The 15931-nt window shown below is 60.6% G+C and carries 12 protein-coding genes; 8 read left to right on the top strand and 4 right to left on the bottom strand.

Going from position 1 to position 15931, the window contains the following annotated elements:
• Window positions 1-114: 114 nt before the first annotated feature.
• The 4 genes from glmU (at window position 115) to PY308_RS11630 (ending at window position 4682) form a co-directional block, all read left to right on the top strand.
• Window positions 115-1473 (top strand): bifunctional UDP-N-acetylglucosamine diphosphorylase/glucosamine-1-phosphate N-acetyltransferase GlmU, encoded by a 1359-nt coding sequence (glmU, locus tag PY308_RS11645; RefSeq protein ID WP_275782557.1) that lies wholly within the window; start codon window positions 115-117, stop codon window positions 1471-1473.
• Window positions 1474-1625: 152 nt separating this feature from the next.
• Window positions 1626-3452 carry a glutamine--fructose-6-phosphate transaminase (isomerizing) gene (glmS, locus tag PY308_RS11640; protein ID WP_275782555.1) on the top strand — a complete coding sequence of 609 codons (1827 nt, stop codon included), beginning with the start codon at window positions 1626-1628 and terminating at the stop codon, window positions 3450-3452.
• The gene (locus tag PY308_RS11635) at window positions 3449-3955 is read left to right on the top strand and encodes a GNAT family N-acetyltransferase (RefSeq protein WP_275782553.1); all 507 of its coding nucleotides are present in this window, start codon (window positions 3449-3451) and stop codon (window positions 3953-3955) included. Before glmS ends, PY308_RS11635 begins: the two co-directional genes overlap by 4 nt.
• Before the next feature lie 10 nt (window positions 3956-3965).
• Window positions 3966-4682 (top strand): DUF502 domain-containing protein, encoded by a 717-nt coding sequence (locus PY308_RS11630; protein ID WP_275782551.1) that lies wholly within the window; start codon window positions 3966-3968, stop codon window positions 4680-4682.
• Here the strand turns inward: PY308_RS11630 and recG are convergent.
• Window positions 4669-6771: an ATP-dependent DNA helicase RecG gene (recG, locus tag PY308_RS11625; protein ID WP_275791101.1), complete on the bottom strand. Its 2103-nt coding sequence runs from the start codon at window positions 6769-6771 to the stop codon at window positions 4669-4671. The genes PY308_RS11630 and recG overlap by 14 nt on opposite strands.
• Window positions 6772-6889: 118 nt before the next feature.
• Between recG and PY308_RS11620 the strand changes: the two genes are divergently transcribed.
• Entirely contained in the window at window positions 6890-7207 is a 318-nt protein-coding gene (locus PY308_RS11620; RefSeq protein WP_275782548.1) for an FAD assembly factor SdhE, read from the top strand.
• Entirely contained in the window at window positions 7204-10713 is a 3510-nt protein-coding gene (gene mfd, locus PY308_RS11615; protein WP_275782547.1) for a transcription-repair coupling factor, read from the top strand. Before PY308_RS11620 ends, mfd begins: the two co-directional genes overlap by 4 nt.
• Before the next feature lie 70 nt (window positions 10714-10783).
• Here mfd and PY308_RS11610 read toward each other — a convergent pair whose 3' ends face one another.
• Complete coding sequence (locus PY308_RS11610; protein ID WP_275782544.1) at window positions 10784-11449, bottom strand: DsbA family oxidoreductase; 666 nt, start codon at window positions 11447-11449, stop codon at window positions 10784-10786.
• Window positions 11450-11550: 101 nt separating this feature from the next.
• A complete protein-coding gene (locus tag PY308_RS11605) occupies window positions 11551-13365 on the bottom strand; it encodes an extracellular solute-binding protein (RefSeq protein ID WP_434064148.1) in 1815 nt (604 codons plus the stop codon).
• A gap of 280 nt (window positions 13366-13645) precedes the next feature.
• Here PY308_RS11605 and PY308_RS11600 point away from each other — a divergent pair, with 280 nt between their 5' ends.
• Window positions 13646-14278: an invasion associated locus B family protein gene (locus tag PY308_RS11600; RefSeq protein ID WP_275782542.1), complete on the top strand. Its 633-nt coding sequence runs from the start codon at window positions 13646-13648 to the stop codon at window positions 14276-14278.
• An 89-nt stretch (window positions 14279-14367) separates the two neighbouring features.
• Here the strand turns inward: PY308_RS11600 and hspQ are convergent, their stop codons facing one another.
• Entirely contained in the window at window positions 14368-14697 is a 330-nt protein-coding gene (gene hspQ, locus PY308_RS11595; RefSeq protein ID WP_275791099.1) for a heat shock protein HspQ, read from the bottom strand.
• A gap of 171 nt (window positions 14698-14868) precedes the next feature.
• Here hspQ and PY308_RS11590 point away from each other — a divergent pair, with 171 nt between their 5' ends.
• Entirely contained in the window at window positions 14869-15927 is a 1059-nt protein-coding gene (locus PY308_RS11590) for a coiled-coil domain-containing protein (protein WP_275782539.1), read from the top strand.
• Window positions 15928-15931 lie beyond the last annotated feature (4 nt).

Genomic DNA, 15931 nt, shown 5'->3' with positions numbered 1-15931 from the left:
CTGCGTTAACAACGCCGGTCGCGCACTATTATATTCCCCGCAATATCTTCCTGCTATGTAGCGACTGGAATCGGGCTGCCGCCTGTCAAGGCAGGCCGTACAAAGGAGACTGGCATGACACGAAGCTGTCTGGCGATCATTCTGGCCGCGGGAGAAAGCACGAGGATGAAATCCTCGATGTCGAAGGTGCTTCACCCCGTTGCCGGCCGGCCGATGATCGCGCATGTGGTTTCTTCCCTTGCCGATGCCGGAATTTCATCGGTCGCGCTCGTTGTCGGCCGCGATGCCGAAAAAGTTGCGGAAGCGGCAGGCGGCAGCGCTGAGATCTCCACCTTCGTGCAGACCGAGCGGCTTGGAACCGGTCACGCCGTGCTTGCGGCAAGAGAGGCGATCGCAGGGGGCTATGACGATATCCTCGTCGTTTTCGGCGATACACCGCTGATTACGGCGGCGCCTTTGCTTGCTGCGCGGCAGGCGCTTGCCGAAGGGCAAGACGTCGTCGTCATCGGCTTCCAAACCCCGGAGCCGACCGGTTACGGGCGCCTGATCGTCGAAAACGGGGAACTGCTGGCGATCCGCGAGGAGAAGGACGCAACGCCAGAGGAGCGGCGCATTACCTATTGCAATGGCGGGCTGATGGCGATCAATGGCGCGAGGGCGCTTGAGTTCTTAGGTCATATCGGAAATGCGAACGCCAAGGGCGAATATTACCTGACCGATATTGTCGAGGTTGTGAGGGCCAAAGGTGGAAAAGCCGTCGCCGTCGAAGCGCCTGCCGCCGAACTGATGGGGTGCAACAACCGTGCCGAACTCGCACTGATCGAGGCCGAATGGCAGAAGCGCCGTCGTCATGAGCTGATGGTCTCGGGCGTATCGATGATTGCCCCGGAAACGGTGTTTCTGGCTTTCGATACACAGATTGCGCAGGATGTGACGATCGAGCCGAACGTGGTCTTCGGACCGGGCGTTTCCATCGAGAGCGGCGCCGTCATCCACGCCTTCTCGCATATCGAGGGCGCGCGGATTGCGACTGACGCGACGGTCGGTCCGTTTGCGCGGCTGCGGCCGGGCGCCAATCTGGGCGAGGGGTCCAAGGTCGGCAATTTCTGCGAGGTCAAAAAAGCTGAAATCGGCGCCGGCGCCAAGGTCAATCATCTCACCTATATCGGCGATGCCTTCGTCGGTGAGAACACCAATATCGGCGCGGGCACGATCACTTGCAACTATGACGGGGTCAACAAGCACGTCACCCATATCGGGGCGAACGCCTTCATCGGGTCCAATTCTTCGCTGGTGGCGCCCGTGTCGATCGGCGACGGCGCACTGGTCGCCTCCGGCAGCGTGATTACCGAGGAGGTTCCGGCCGATGCCGTGGCCTTCGGCCGCGCCCGTCAGGACGTCAAGCCCGGGCGCGCCAAACTGCTTCGGGAACGATATCAAGCTGAAAAAGCGGCAAGAAAGACAGACCGTTAGGCAGGGATTAAAACCTGACATGGAAAGTGAAACCGGAGCCGATTGCGCATCTCGGAAATTGCGATACCAAAAGCGGCACCCGGACATTGAAATCCATCGGCGCTCCGTGACCTGCGGCGCTGTTTTTGCAACCATCGCGGAGAAGAACACCCATGTGCGGTATTGTCGGCATCGTTGGACGTCAGCCGGTCTCGGAGCGCCTCGTCGATGCGCTGAAGCGTCTGGAATATCGCGGTTACGATTCCGCTGGTGTAGCAACGATCCATGACGGTGTTCTCGACCGCCGCCGCGCCGAGGGAAAGCTGGTCAATCTCGAAACGAAGCTGCGCGGCGAACCGCTCGCCGGCGAGACCGGGATCGCCCATACCCGCTGGGCGACGCATGGCGCGCCGACCGAAAACAATGCCCATCCGCATTTTACCGACGGCGTCGCGGTCGTCCACAACGGGATCATAGAGAATTTCTCGGAACTGAAAGACGACCTCATTGCTGGCGGCGCCCGCTTCGCCACGCAGACGGACACCGAGGTAGTCGCACAGTTGCTGGCCAAGCTGGTCCGGAGCGGGCTCGGCCACCGGGACGCCATGCAGGCGATGCTCGGCCGTGTGACCGGCGCCTATGCGCTTGCCGTGATCTTCGACGACGCGCCGAACATGATCATGGCAGCCCGCAGTGGACCGCCGCTGGCGGTCGGCTTCGGTAAAGGCGAGATGTATCTCGGCTCGGACGCCATTGCCCTGTCGCCCTTCACCAACGAGATCACCTATCTGATCGATGGCGACTGGGCGGTGCTGACGCCGGACGGGGTCGAGATTCTCGATCATAAAGGCAAGGCGGTGGAACGCCCCCGGCAAGTGTCGGTCGCGGCTGCCTACATGGTCGACAAGGGCAATCACCGCCACTTCATGGAAAAGGAAATCTACGAGCAGCCGGAGGTGATTTCCCATGCACTCGGCCATTATGTGGATTTTATCGAAAACAAAGTGACCGCGCAGTCCTCTGCGATCGATTTCGCCAAAGTGCCGAGCCTTGCGATCTCCGCCTGCGGAACTGCGTATCTGGCGGGCCTCATCGGCAAATACTGGTTCGAGCGCTATGCCCGCCTGCCGGTGGAAATCGATGTGGCGTCGGAATTCCGATACCGCGAAATTCCGCTGTCTTCGCAGTCGGCGGCGTTGTTCATCTCCCAGTCCGGCGAGACGGCCGACACACTGGCGTGCCTGCGGTATTGCAAGGACGCGGGCCTTAAGATCGGCGCCGTGGTCAATGTGAAGGAGTCCACCATTGCCCGGGAATCGGATGCGGTCTTTCCGATTCTCGCAGGCCCCGAGATAGGGGTCGCCTCGACCAAGGCCTTCACCTGTCAATTGTCTGTCCTTGCGGCGCTTGCGATCGGCGCCGGCCGCGCCCGTGGAACCGTGTCGGAAGACGAGGAAAAGGAACTGGTTCGCCATCTCGTGGAAATGCCGCGCATCATGAGCAAGGTGCTGAACAGCATCCAGCCGGCAATGGAGAGCCTGGCGCGCGAGCTGTCGAAGTGCAAGGATGTGCTCTATCTCGGCCGCGGCACGAGCTATCCACTCGCCATGGAAGGCGCGCTGAAGCTGAAGGAAATCTCCTACATTCACGCAGAAGGCTATGCCGCGGGCGAATTGAAGCATGGGCCTATCGCATTGATTGACGAAAACATGCCGGTAATCGTGATCGCGCCGCATGACCGCTTTTTTGAAAAGACCGTCTCGAACATGCAGGAAGTCGCAGCCCGCGGCGGCCGCATCATCTTCATTACCGATGAGAAGGGTGCGGCGGCCTCGAAACTCGAGACGATGACCACGATCGTGCTGCCGAATGTCGCGGAGATCATCGCGCCAATGATATTCTCGCTGCCGATCCAATTGCTTGCCTATCACACCGCCGTCTTCATGGGCACGGATGTCGACCAACCGCGCAACCTGGCGAAGTCGGTGACCGTGGAGTGAACGTCCGGCCGGAGACGCCGGCGGATGCCGACGCCATTCGCCGGGTCACGATGGAGGCGTTCCGGGATCATCCGCATAGCGACCAGACCGAACACCTGATCATGGACCGGCTGCGCGACAGCGGCGGACTCAGCCTCTCGCTTATCGCGGAGGCCGCTGGGGCCGTGGTTGGCCATGTGGCGTTTTCGCCTGTGCTGATATCGGACGGGACAAAAGATTGGTTCGGGCTCGGACCTTTGTCCGTCCTGCCCTCACATCAGCGCCAAGGTTTTGGCCGGATGCTGGTCGAGGCCGGATTGCGGGACTTAAGCAGGCAGGGCGCGGCAGGGTGCGTCGTGATGGGTGATCCCAATTATTACGGAAAGTTCGGTTTCAAAAGCGACCCACGGCTGGTGCTTGCCGATTGTGCGCCGCAATATTTTCTGGCGCAGCCCTTGTCCTTCAATCATGCCTCCGGCATGGTGACGTATCACGCGGCTTTCTACGGCGGCGCAGACGGGTGAATGGATCGGCATGACGGACAAGCCTGCACGGGGATTTCTGGCGACGCGGTTGCGGAACTACTTCCTCACCGGCCTGATTATCTGCGCACCGCTGGCGATCACCGCATGGATCACATGGTCTTTCATTCTCTGGGCCGATAGCTGGGTGAAACCCTATCTGCCCTTTCGCTACAATCCCGATAATTTCCTTCCCTATCCCGTGCCCGGCTTCGGCCTGCTCACCGCTCTGCTGTTGATCACGCTTGTCGGCTTTTTCGCCGCCAACCTTATCGGCCGGAGCATTGTCGGCTTCGGCGAATCGCTGTTGGTCCGTACGCCCCTTGTTCGTCCTATTTACAAGGGCTTGAAGCAGATTTTTCAAACCGTGCTTCAGGATCAGTCCAACTCCTTCAAGAAAGCCGGGCTGATTGAATATCCCAGCGCCGGCCTTTGGGCTCTGGTCTTCATCGCGACAGATGCCAAGGGCGAAATTGCTGTCAAATTTCAGGACCGGGGGCTGGATATGGTGGCGGTTTTCCTGCCGCCCACGCCGGTGCCGACAGCAGGGTTTCTCATCTTCGTACCGCGGGAAAAAATCGTTCCGCTGGATATGAGTTCCGAGGACGCCGCCAAACTGCTCCTCTCCGGCGGCCTCGTCGCACCCGACTATTTTTCCGGCGCGCTGCCTGTACCGACAGACACCATCACGACCACTGCAAAGCGTGGAAAAATGTTCAGCCGGCCCTGAGAAAGCGGATCGCTTCGTCCCGGCGGTAAAGATAGAGCAAGGTGCGCAGTGCAGTGCCCCGTTCCGATGTCAGCTCCGGATCCCGTTCGATGATATAGGCCGCATCCTTGCGGGCAATTTCCAAAAGGTCCGCATGAGCCTCCAGGCTGGCAATCCGGAAACCGGGAGTGCCGGACTGGCGCGTGCCGAGAAGTTCGCCTTCGCCGCGCAGTTTCAGATCCTCCTCGGCGATCAGAAAGCCGTCCTCGGTTTCCCGCAGGATCGACAGCCGGGCCCGGCCGTTTTCGCTGAGCGGCCCCTTGTAGAGCAGGATGCAGGTAGAGGCTTCCTCGCCGCGCCCGACACGTCCTCTCAACTGGTGAAGCTGGGCAAGGCCGAAGCGCTCGGCATGCTCAATCACCATGATCGTCGCGTCGGGCACGTCAACGCCGACCTCGACGACGGTTGTCGCCACGAGAAGGCGGATGTCGCCGGCCTTGAAGGCCAGCATCACGGCATCTTTTTCCGCGCCGTTCATCCGTCCGTGCACCAGTCCAACCCGGTCGCCGAGCCTGCTCTTCAGCGTCTGGTACCGTTCGTCGGCGGACATCAGATCGGAGGATTCGGATTCCTCGACCAGCGGACAGATCCAGTAGGCCTTCTTGCCCTCGGCAAGCGCTCCGTGCAGTCGCTCGACAATGTCACCGGTTCGTTCCGTGGGGACGGTCACCGTCTGGATCGGCTTGCGGCCCGCCGGCTTTTCAGTGAGTTTGGACACATCCATGTCGCCGAAGGCTGCCAGAACCAGCGTTCGCGGGATCGGCGTCGCCGTCATGACGAGCATGTGCGGCGAGATCCCCTTCGCGGTCAGCCGCAGGCGTTGATGGACGCCGAAGCGATGCTGCTCGTCAACCACGGCCAGAAGCAGGTTGCTGTACATCACCGTGTCCTGGAACAAGGCATGGGTGCCGATGACGATCCGCGTCTCGCCCGAGGCGATGCGCTCCAGAATGGCTTCCCGCTCACGCCCCTTGGTGCGCCCGGTCAGGACGTCGATGGTCACGCCGGCGGGAGCCGCCATCCTGGACAGCGTCGCGAAGTGCTGGCGCGCTAGGATTTCGGTGGGCGCCATCAAGACCGCCTGACCGCCCGCCTCGACGGCTGCCAGCATCGTCATCAGGGCCACGGCTGTCTTGCCGGAGCCGACGTCACCCTGCAGCAGGCGGAGCATGCGCTCCTCTCCGGCCATGTCCTTGAGGACATCTGCAATGGCTGTCGTCTGGCTCTGCGTCAGGGAGAAGGGCAAACCGTCGAGTACAGGTCCGCTTAACCTGCCCGTCGCATGGACGGGGATACCTGCCACTTTCCGCAACCGCTGCCGCACAAGCGACAGCGAAAGCTGGCCGGCCAGGAATTCGTCATAGGCGAGCCGCCGGCGGGAGGGGGCCTGGGAATCGATGTCCATCTCGTCGCGGGGCTCGTGAAGCGCCAGGAAACAGTCGCGGGCACTTGCGAAACCCTGCTTCAGCATCAGAGCTTCATCGATCCATTCCGGGAAATCCGGCAGGCGCGGCAGGGCCGCCTCGATCGATTTTCTGAGGATGCGTGCCGAAAGTCCGGCAGTCAGGGGATACACGGGCTCGACCAGCGGCAGGTTTTCCGCCTCCGCCGCACGCACCATATAGTCGGGATGCACCATGGAGGGCCGGCCGTTGAACCAATCGACCTTGCCGCTTACCGTTACGGTGTCGTTCACCGGCAGAGCTTTTTCCAGCCAGTTTCCCTTGACGCGAAAGAAAGTCAGCGCCAGTTCTCCGGTATCGTCATGCAGAAACACCCGGTAGGGCTGGCTGGTTCGCGGCGGTGCCGGCTGGTGCCGGTCCACCCGGCCGGTGATCGTCACGATGGAACCCTGCGGCGCCCGTGCGATGCCCGGCTGGTGGCGCCGGTCGATCAGCGAGTGCGGCGCATGGAAGACAAGGTCGATCACCCGGCAATCGTCGATGCTTTCGCGCCCGAACAGGCGAGCATACAGATCGCCCGCCTTCGGGCCGATGCCGCTGAGCGTGTTCAGGGGAGCGAAAAGGGGATCGAGTATGGCTGGGCGCATGGAGAGAGACTGAAACAAGGATTAGCCCTTTGGCAAGGCTGACAATCCTCTTTTCAGTGTTTATAGAGCGACGATACCGCGCCGCCTGCAACAAGGCGGTGCCAGGAAGGACGTTTCGATGACAGGCATCACCCGCACCAGCGCCGATCTCGATCCGCGCCGCCGGCGCATTCTTTTTCGCGCCTGGCATCGCGGCATTCGGGAGATGGACCTGGTTTTCGGCCAGTTCGCCGATCACGAACTCGCCGGTCTCGACGATGGGGATCTCGATGAGCTCGAGACGATCATGGCCGAGGAGGACAATGATCTGGTGCAATGGATTCTCGGCTCGCGGCCCGTGCCGGACCGATATCAGACAGATCTCTTTGCGCGGATTGCCTCCTATCGCCCGGACTTCGATCCGGCTTCAGCCGTCGGGACAGAAGTACAGTCATGATTTCCGGATTTGACGTCAACAAGGTGTCGCGGGCGACGCGCGAACTCACCATCGGGCCGGTGCCTGCCGGCGTCGAGCCACTGATTCTCGCGGAGCTTGCGCGGTCCACCGGACCCGTCGCCTATATCCTGTCCGATGGTCAGCGCATCGCCGATATCGAGCAGATGCTCGGTTTCGCGGCTCCCGACATTCCCGTCCTGACTTTGCCCGGCTGGGACTGCCTGCCCTATGACCGGGTCTCGCCGAGCGCCGATACCTCGGCACGCCGGCTTGCGACGCTGGGCGGGTTGATCGCCCATGCCAAGAAACCGCACCCCGCGATTGTGCTGGTCACCGTCAATGCGGCCCTGCAGAGAAGCGCTCCGCGGGAGATCATCGAAAGCCTTGCCTTCTCGGCGAGGCCCGGCAGCACGATCCGCATGGACGATATCGCATCGCGGCTGGCTCTCAACGGGTTCGAGCGTGTTGCGACCGTCCGCGAGGTCGGTGAATTTGCGGTGCGTGGCGGCATTCTCGATGTCTTCGTTCCCGGCAGCGGCGAGCCGGTCAGGCTCGATTTCTTCGGGGATACGCTGGAATCGATCCGCAACTTCGATCCGGCAAGTCAGCGCACGACCGGGCAGGCGCGCTCGCTCGATCTCAGCCCGATGAGCGAGGTGTCGCTGACACCGGAAACGATCAGCCATTTCCGCACGCAATATCTGTCGATGTTCGGAGCAGCGACACGCGACGACGCGCTCTATCAGGCGGTATCCGAGGGACGGCGCTACGCCGGCATGGAACATTGGCTGCCGCTGTTCTACGACCGGCTCGACACGGTGTTCGACTATCTCTCCGGCTTCAGGATTGTCACCGATCACGTCGTTCGAGAGGCGGCCGCGGAGCGGGCCAAGCTTATCCAGGATTACTACGAGGCCCGCCAGTCCTCCGCGATGCCGGCAAAGGCGCAGTTGTCGCAAGGGACGCCTTACAAGCCCGTTCCCCCGAACCAGCTCTACCTCGATACGGATGCCTTCAATGCGGTCCTTGCATCGCGCAACGCTGTCCGGCTCTCGCCCTTCAGCGAGCATGAGGGCGAAGCGCGGCAGGTAGTCACGATCGACGCGCGGCTGGGGGTTCGGTGGGCGAAAAACGCGACCGAAAGCACCAGTAACGCCGAACGTGTCAACGTCTTCGACCAGGCCGTGAAATATATTGCAGACCGGCGCTCAAAGGGCGCCAAGGTTTTGATCTCCGCCTGGTCGGAAGGATCGCTCGATCGCCTCCTGCAGGTGATGGCCGAACATGGACTGGGCAACATCAAGCCGGTCGACAGGCTGTCCGAGGTCGCCGGGTTAAAGCCCGGTGAGGCGGCATCGGCCGTACTCAGCCTCGAGAGCGGCTTCGAGACGGGCAATCTCGTCGTCATCGGCGAGCAGGACATTCTCGGCGACCGCATGGTGCGCCGATCCAAGCGCCGGAAGCGCGGGGCGGATTTCATCGCCGAGGTCGCGGGTCTCGACGAAGGCAGTATCGTCGTCCATGCCGAGCACGGCATCGGCCGCTTCGTCGGCCTGCGCACGATCGAGGCGGCGGGTGCGCCGCATGCCTGCCTCGAACTCGTCTATGCCGGCGATGCCAAGCTTTTCCTGCCGGTGGAAAACATCGATCTTCTGTCGCGCTACGGCGCGGAGGGCAGCGATGCCGTTCTCGACAAGCTGGGCGGCGTTGCCTGGCAGGCGCGCAAGGCGAAGCTGAAGAAGCGCCTTCTCGACATGGCCGGAGGGCTGATCCGCATCGCCGCCGAACGGCTGACGCGCCATGCGCCGGTGCTATCGACGCCGGACGGGCTTTACGACGAGTTTGCGGCGCGTTTCCCCTACGATGAAACCGAAGACCAGATGACCTCGATCGAGGCCGTCCGCGACGATCTTGGCGCCGGTCGTCCGATGGATCGGCTGGTCTGTGGCGACGTCGGCTTCGGCAAGACCGAAGTTGCCTTGCGCGCGGCCTTCATCGCCGCGATGAACGGGGTGCAGGTGGCGGTCGTCGTGCCCACGACCCTGCTTGCCCGCCAGCATTTCAAATCCTTCTCCGAACGGTTTCGCGGCCTTCCCATCCGGATCGCCCAGGCGTCGCGTCTGGTCGGCTCGAAGGAACTGGCGCTGACGAAGAAGGAAGTGGCCGAAGGCAAGACCGACATCGTCGTCGGAACCCATGCGCTGCTCGGCACAACGATCAACTTCGCCAATCTCGGCCTGCTGATCATCGACGAGGAGCAGCATTTCGGCGTCAAGCACAAGGAACGGCTGAAGGAGCTTAAATCGGACGTGCACGTCCTGACGCTCTCGGCCACGCCTATCCCCAGAACATTACAACTGGCCCTGACCGGGGTGCGGGAACTCTCGTTGATCACCACGCCGCCGGTCGATCGCATGGCGGTGCGCACCTTCATCTCGCCGTTCGACGCTCTGGTTATCCGCGAGACGCTGATGCGTGAGCATTATCGCGGTGGCCAGAGCTTTTACGTCTGCCCGCGCCTCAGCGATCTGTCGGATATTCATGACTTCCTGAAATCTGACGTTCCCGAGCTGAAGGTCGCCGTTGCCCATGGCCAGATGCCAGCGACCGAGCTGGAAGATATCATGAACGCCTTCTATGAGGGCCGCTATGACGTCCTCCTGTCGACGACCATCGTTGAATCCGGGCTGGATGTGCCGACGGCCAACACGCTGATTGTCCACCGCGCCGACATGTTCGGCCTTGCCCAGCTTTACCAGTTGAGAGGGCGCGTGGGTCGCTCCAAGGTTCGCGCTTTCGCGCTGTTCACGCTGCCGGTCAACCGCAAGCTGACCGGCCAGGCCGAGCGGCGCCTGAAGGTGCTGCAGTCCCTCGACACGCTCGGCGCGGGCTTCCAGCTGGCAAGCCATGACCTCGATATCCGCGGCGCCGGCAACCTGCTGGGGGACGAGCAATCCGGCCATATCAAGGAGGTGGGCTTCGAACTGTATCAGCAGATGCTGGAAGAGGCCGTCGCCGAGCTGAAGGGCGAGGAAGAAATCATCGACACGGGCTGGTCGCCGCAGATCTCGGTGGGCACGCCGGTGATGATCCCGGACGACTATGTGCCGGATCTGCATCTGCGCCTTGGCCTTTATCGCCGCCTTGGCGAAATCACCGAACTGCCAGACATCGATGCGTTCGGTGCGGAACTCATTGATCGTTTCGGGCCGTTGCCGCTGGAGGTCCAGCATCTCCTGAAGATCGTCTATATAAAATCGCTCTGCAGGATAGCCAATGTAGAGAAGCTCGACGCCGGTCCGAAGGGTGTCGTCGTGCAGTTCCGCAACCGTGAATTTCCGAACCCAGGAGCGCTCGTCGGCTATATAGCCAAACAGGGCACCATGGCGAAGATCCGCGCCGATCACAGCATCTTTTTCCAACGCGACCTGCCCGTTCCGGAGAAACGACTGGCAGGGGCCGCGATCCTGATGACCCAGCTTGCGGAGCTGGCGAAGGCCACCTGACAGACGCGCAAACTGCGTATCGTTTCAGCGGCGGCGCAGGTGATGCCCGTTGTCGCCGGCCGGCCTTGGCTCAGTTGATCTGGGAGGCGTCTTTCATGCTGGCGATATCGCGCAGGGCATCCGTCAGCACTTCGACGGACTGGGCGCCCATGACGGCGTATTTGCCGTCCATGATAAAGCAGGGGACGCCCGTCACGCCCATGCCGCGCGCCATGTCGATTTCTCGACTGACATCGTCCTTGTCCGCGTCGGAGGCGAGCAGAGCGGCGATGACCGGTCTCTCCATGCCCGCAGCCTGTGCGATATCCAGCAGCACCTCGGGATCGCCGACATTGCGGCCTTCTTCGAAATTCGCCTTGAACAAAAGCGTGGCAACACTGTTCTGGGCGTCCGCACCTTCCGTCAGCGCCCAGCGGATCAACCGGTGTGCGTCCAGAGTATTGGGGCTTATCTTCACGGCATCGAAATCAAATGCGATGCCTGCTTCGCGACCGAGACCGGTCAACATCTCATGAGCCCGCTCAACAGCGGCTTGCCCGCCGAGCTTGGCGGCCAGATGCGCCTTGTGATCGACGCCTTCGGGGGGAAGATCAGGATTAAGCTGATATGGACGCCAGGTCACCACCACATCAACATCGCCGGCCACAGCCGCGATGGCCTGATCCAGCCGCGCCTTGCCGAGATAGCACCAGGGGCAAACGACATCCGACACAACATCAACGACTACGGTTTCCATGCTTGTAGACCCTGCATTCTAATAAAAATCATATGCTGACGAGCGCACCCGGGCGCACTCGGGCTCTTCCCAACCACAAACGCTGTGGGTTGGCCTGACAGTCACTGGACTGTCTGGTCCCACCAGGTGCCGAGCTGGTAACCATAGAGCGCCACAGCCTGCGGCCGGCCGATATGCTTCTTTCGCGCCACCCACTGGTTGGGGACATGGTAGAGCGGAACGACATAGAAATTCGACACCAGCAGGCGGTCATGCGCCCGCACCGCAGCGGTGAAATCCTCGACATTGACGGCTTTCAGGATATTGCCGATCAGCGTATCGACATCCGGATCGGCGACGCCGGCGAAATTCGAACTTCCCGGCTGGTCGCGTGACTGTGCACTCCAATAGGAGAGCTGCTCGATCCCCGGCGACAGGGACGAGGGGAAAGATTTGACAATGACATCGTAGTCAAAGGTCTGGCTGCGCTGTTGATATTGGGAATCGTCAACCGTTCTGACCGAGGCGGTGATGCCGAGAGCGACCAGGAAGCGCTGATAGGCGAGTGCCAGTTTTTCCTGGCCTTCGTTCTGCGTCATGATTTCGAAGGCGAGCGTCTCGCCGCGCTCATTGACCATCTTGCCGTTCTTGATGCTGTAGCCAGCTTCCCGCAACAGGGTGACAGCTTCGCGCAGCACGTTTCGGTCGCGACCCGAGGCGTCGGTCACCGGGAGCCTGTAGGATCCGTCAAGTACCGATGGGTTGATCCGGTTGCGAATATTGCCAAGAAGCCCCAGTTCGCGATCATCAGCAGCAACGCCGAGATAGGAGAGGGCGGAGTTCTGCCAGAAGCTCTGGGTGCGCGTATAGGCGCCATCGAACAGGTTCTTGTTCACCCATTCGAAATCGAAAATCAGGGCGAGCCCTTGACGCAGCTTGACGTTTTCGAACATCGGGCGGCGGGTGTTGAACACGAACCCGAACATGCCGGAGGGCAGCTTCGGCGCGAACGTATCCTTGATCACGTTGCCGGACTGGACTGCCGGAAAATCGTAGCTGCGTGTCCATTTGGTCGGGCTGCCCTCAGGATAGATGTCGACCTCGCCCTTCTTGAACGCCTCGAACAGCGAATTATCCTGAAGGAAATACTCGACGGAAATCTCGTCGTAATTGTCGAAACCCACCTTCGAGGGAAGGTCTTTCGCCCAGTAATCCGGATTGCGCTGATAAACGATCCGCTCGCCGGGTTTCACATCCTTGACCCGGTACGGCCCGGACCCGAGGGGAAGCTTCAACGTCGTCTGGTCGAAGGTTGCGACATCGGTGGCATGTTTCGGCAGGATCGGCGTCATGGCGATCAGCAGGGGGAATTCGCGGTCGGCCTTGTCGTTAAAGGTGAAGCGCACACTGCGCTCGCCAACCTTCTCCATCTTGTCGACTTTCGCAAGGCGCGTGCTGAATGGTACGCGCCCCTTGTCACGAAAGATCTCGAAGGTGAAGATAACGTCTTCGGGTGTCACGGGCTGGCCGTCCGCCCACTTCGCCTTCGGGTTGAGATTGAACTGGATGAAGGTCCGGTCCTCGTCCCATTCCACCGTTTCGGCAAGAAGCCCGTAGAGCGAAAATGCCTCGTCCCGAGACCGCTGCATCAGCGAATCGTAGACGAGATTGCCGTATTCCGGATCAAGCATGCCACGCGCCGTGGTCCGCATGCTTTTGAGAATAAAGGGATTGAGATTGTCGAAAGTGCCGACGACGCCATAGGCGACGCGTCCGCCCTTTTTCACCTCCGGATTGACATAGGGAAAGCTCTTGAAACCTGCGGGCAGGGCAGGCTGCCCGTGCATGGCAATACCGTGGACAGGGTCCGCCATCACCGGCGCCTGGGAACCGAGAATTGCGAGCAACGAAATCAAACCCAGGAACAGTGCGCGCAAACCCGCCTCCTCATGCCATATCGAAGTGAATCACGGCAAACTAGCACGTTGACGGGCTTTTCCAACTGGAAGATACTTCTATAAAATCGTCGCACCCGCTTGTGCGTTGAAAAAAATCAGCAGGAGACTGGATATCCGCGGCTGCGCGCTGTAACAGGTGCTGCACAGACGGGGGTCATGCAATTGCCTTATTTGCCAAACAGGAGAGCGGGCAACTGACCATAAAGGACGAGCGACCCGTATTCGCTCAGGCACCGGAATTCAGGAGACGGATAAGGTTATGATCTTCAAGTCGCATTTCACCAAAAAAGCCACTCTGTCGGCGATTGCCGGCGCAGTTGCCGTTGCTGCGATGCCGGTTGCCGCCCTGGCGCAGCAGGCACCTGGCGGACGTCCTCCGCAGGGCTGGTTCAAGATCTGCACCAAGCAGGAAGACAATGACGTCTGCATCGTTCAGAATTTGCTGACCGCCGGCAACGGACAGCTGATCACGGCTGTTGGTCTCATCAATGTGCAGGGCAAGGTCAACCGCAAGGCGCTGCAGGTTTCCGTTCCAGCCGCGCGTCTCATTCCGCCGGGTATCCAGATGCAGATCGACGGCGGCAAGCCATCAAGGCTGGACTACGCCATCTGCATGCCTGACAAATGCATTGCCGAAGTACCCCTCAGCGACGGCGTTCTGGCCAGCCTGAAAAAGGGCGGTGAGGTAATCTTTACATCCGTCAACTTCCAGCGCGCGCCGAACCCGATCAAGATTTCGCTGTCCGGCTTTACCGGCGTCTTCGATGGAGAGCCGATCGAGCAGTCCAAACTCGAAGAGCGCCAGCGTCTGCTGCAGGAAGAAATGCAGAAGAAGGCGGAAGATGCCCGCAAGAAGCTTGAAGAAGCTCAGAAGGCTGCAAAACAGAACTGATCGCGAGACCAACCCATAATAACAAAGCCCGGGCATGAAAACCCGGGCTTTTTGCGTTCCTCTACGGTTTTAACCTGCGTACATCGCCGTCAGTGCTGAACAACAGCTTTGGGCTTGTACAATCCGGTGTCCTTAGGGTCGAAGAAGGCGTTCACCTGCGAGTGCCGAACCGGCTGGCCGCTTTCGTCCGTGACCAGGTTCTGCTCCGAAACATAGGCGACATATTCAGTATCCTCATTTTCGGCAAGCAGATGATAGAATGGCTGGTCCTTGCTCGGGCGAACGTCAGCAGGGATAGCGGCCCACCATTCCTCGGTGTTTGCATATTCCGGATCGACATCGAAAATGACGCCGCGGAATGGAAACACGCGATGGCGAACGACCTGACCAATCTGAAATTTAGCGTCTCTCTGTTTGATCATGCTAGGTTCCTTTCGCCTGATTATGTGGGTACTACCGGCCAAACATCAAGAGCAAGGATCGTGCCAAGCCGTACCACGATCGCTTGGAACGACACGCCGCCCTTGCTTGCCACGTCCGTGAAATCATCGTACCTCATTGGAACAGGTAATCTTTTGGACAATTGAGCCATGACGAACCAATGGGGTCGGAACAATCAGGTGACGCGAGGCGGTTCAAGCGGATTTGGCATCGTGCTTCCTGCCTTTCTGTGCCTCGCTTTGATCGGCTCCGGCGGTTACTTCTGGTATATTCGTCAAAGTCTGCAGACTGAAATATCGGCACTTGGGTCGCGCACCCAGGCCTTGTCTGCGGAACTGGCTCGCGTGACGGCCGAACGGGAAAAAGCGGTTGGAGATCTTGAAAGCTTCCGCAAGAATTCCGGAAACTGGGCGGGTGAACTCGAAAAGGACTATGCCAACCTCACGTTAAACGAGATACCGAAGCTCAACCGGCTTCTCGACAAGCGCGACGCCGATATTTCCGTGCTCGAAAAGCGCCTTGCTGTGGAACAAAAAGCAGCAGAATCGGCCGCCACCGGTTTCAGAGAGACGATCGACGGGCTGAGCCAGCAGCTTTCGACGGCGAAGAAGGAAAGTGCAGACGCCGTCCAGCAGGCTTCGGACCGCACCAGGGCGATGGAGCAACTGGCCGCACAGGCATCGAAGCTCACGACCGAAGCCGCCAGCCTCCGCTCCGCCCTCGAGCGTGCACAAGCGGATACGGTTTCCGCGCGAAAGGCGCTGGAGTCCCGCACCGCGGAGCAGGAAAAAAAGCCGCCGACCTTCAAATCGGCCCTCGATCTCGCCCGTGATTCCCAGATCCAGGCTCTTGAACGAAGCCTGTCGGAGGAGCGCCGAAAAACGGCTGCGCTCGAAAAAGAGCTTGCCCGACGACCGGCGTCGGCCGATCCGGTAGACGGCGAAACCAGCGGCGAGGCGAAGGCCAAAGTACCGCAGAACACCGTAGAAACCTCCAATGCCGCGGTGAAGCCACGCGACAGCGCGCTCGTCGAGACAATCGTCAGTGGAACACGCGGCCTCGGTTTGCTGGACGAGGCGAGCACGGAACGCCTGAAGGATGAACTCGTCGCCGGTGCGTGCGTGACCGACGCGCTGGAAACCGTGTTCGACAAGGTGCCGCTCGTGCTGATGCGCAATCTCATGCGCGATTTCAAAAGCGATTGCTGAAGAG

This window comes from Pararhizobium gei (assembly GCF_029223885.1).
Lineage (GTDB): Bacteria > Pseudomonadota > Alphaproteobacteria > Rhizobiales > Rhizobiaceae > Pararhizobium > Pararhizobium gei.
Note: the sequence above shows the minus strand (reverse complement) of the source record. Positions and strands in the feature narration are given on the sequence as shown.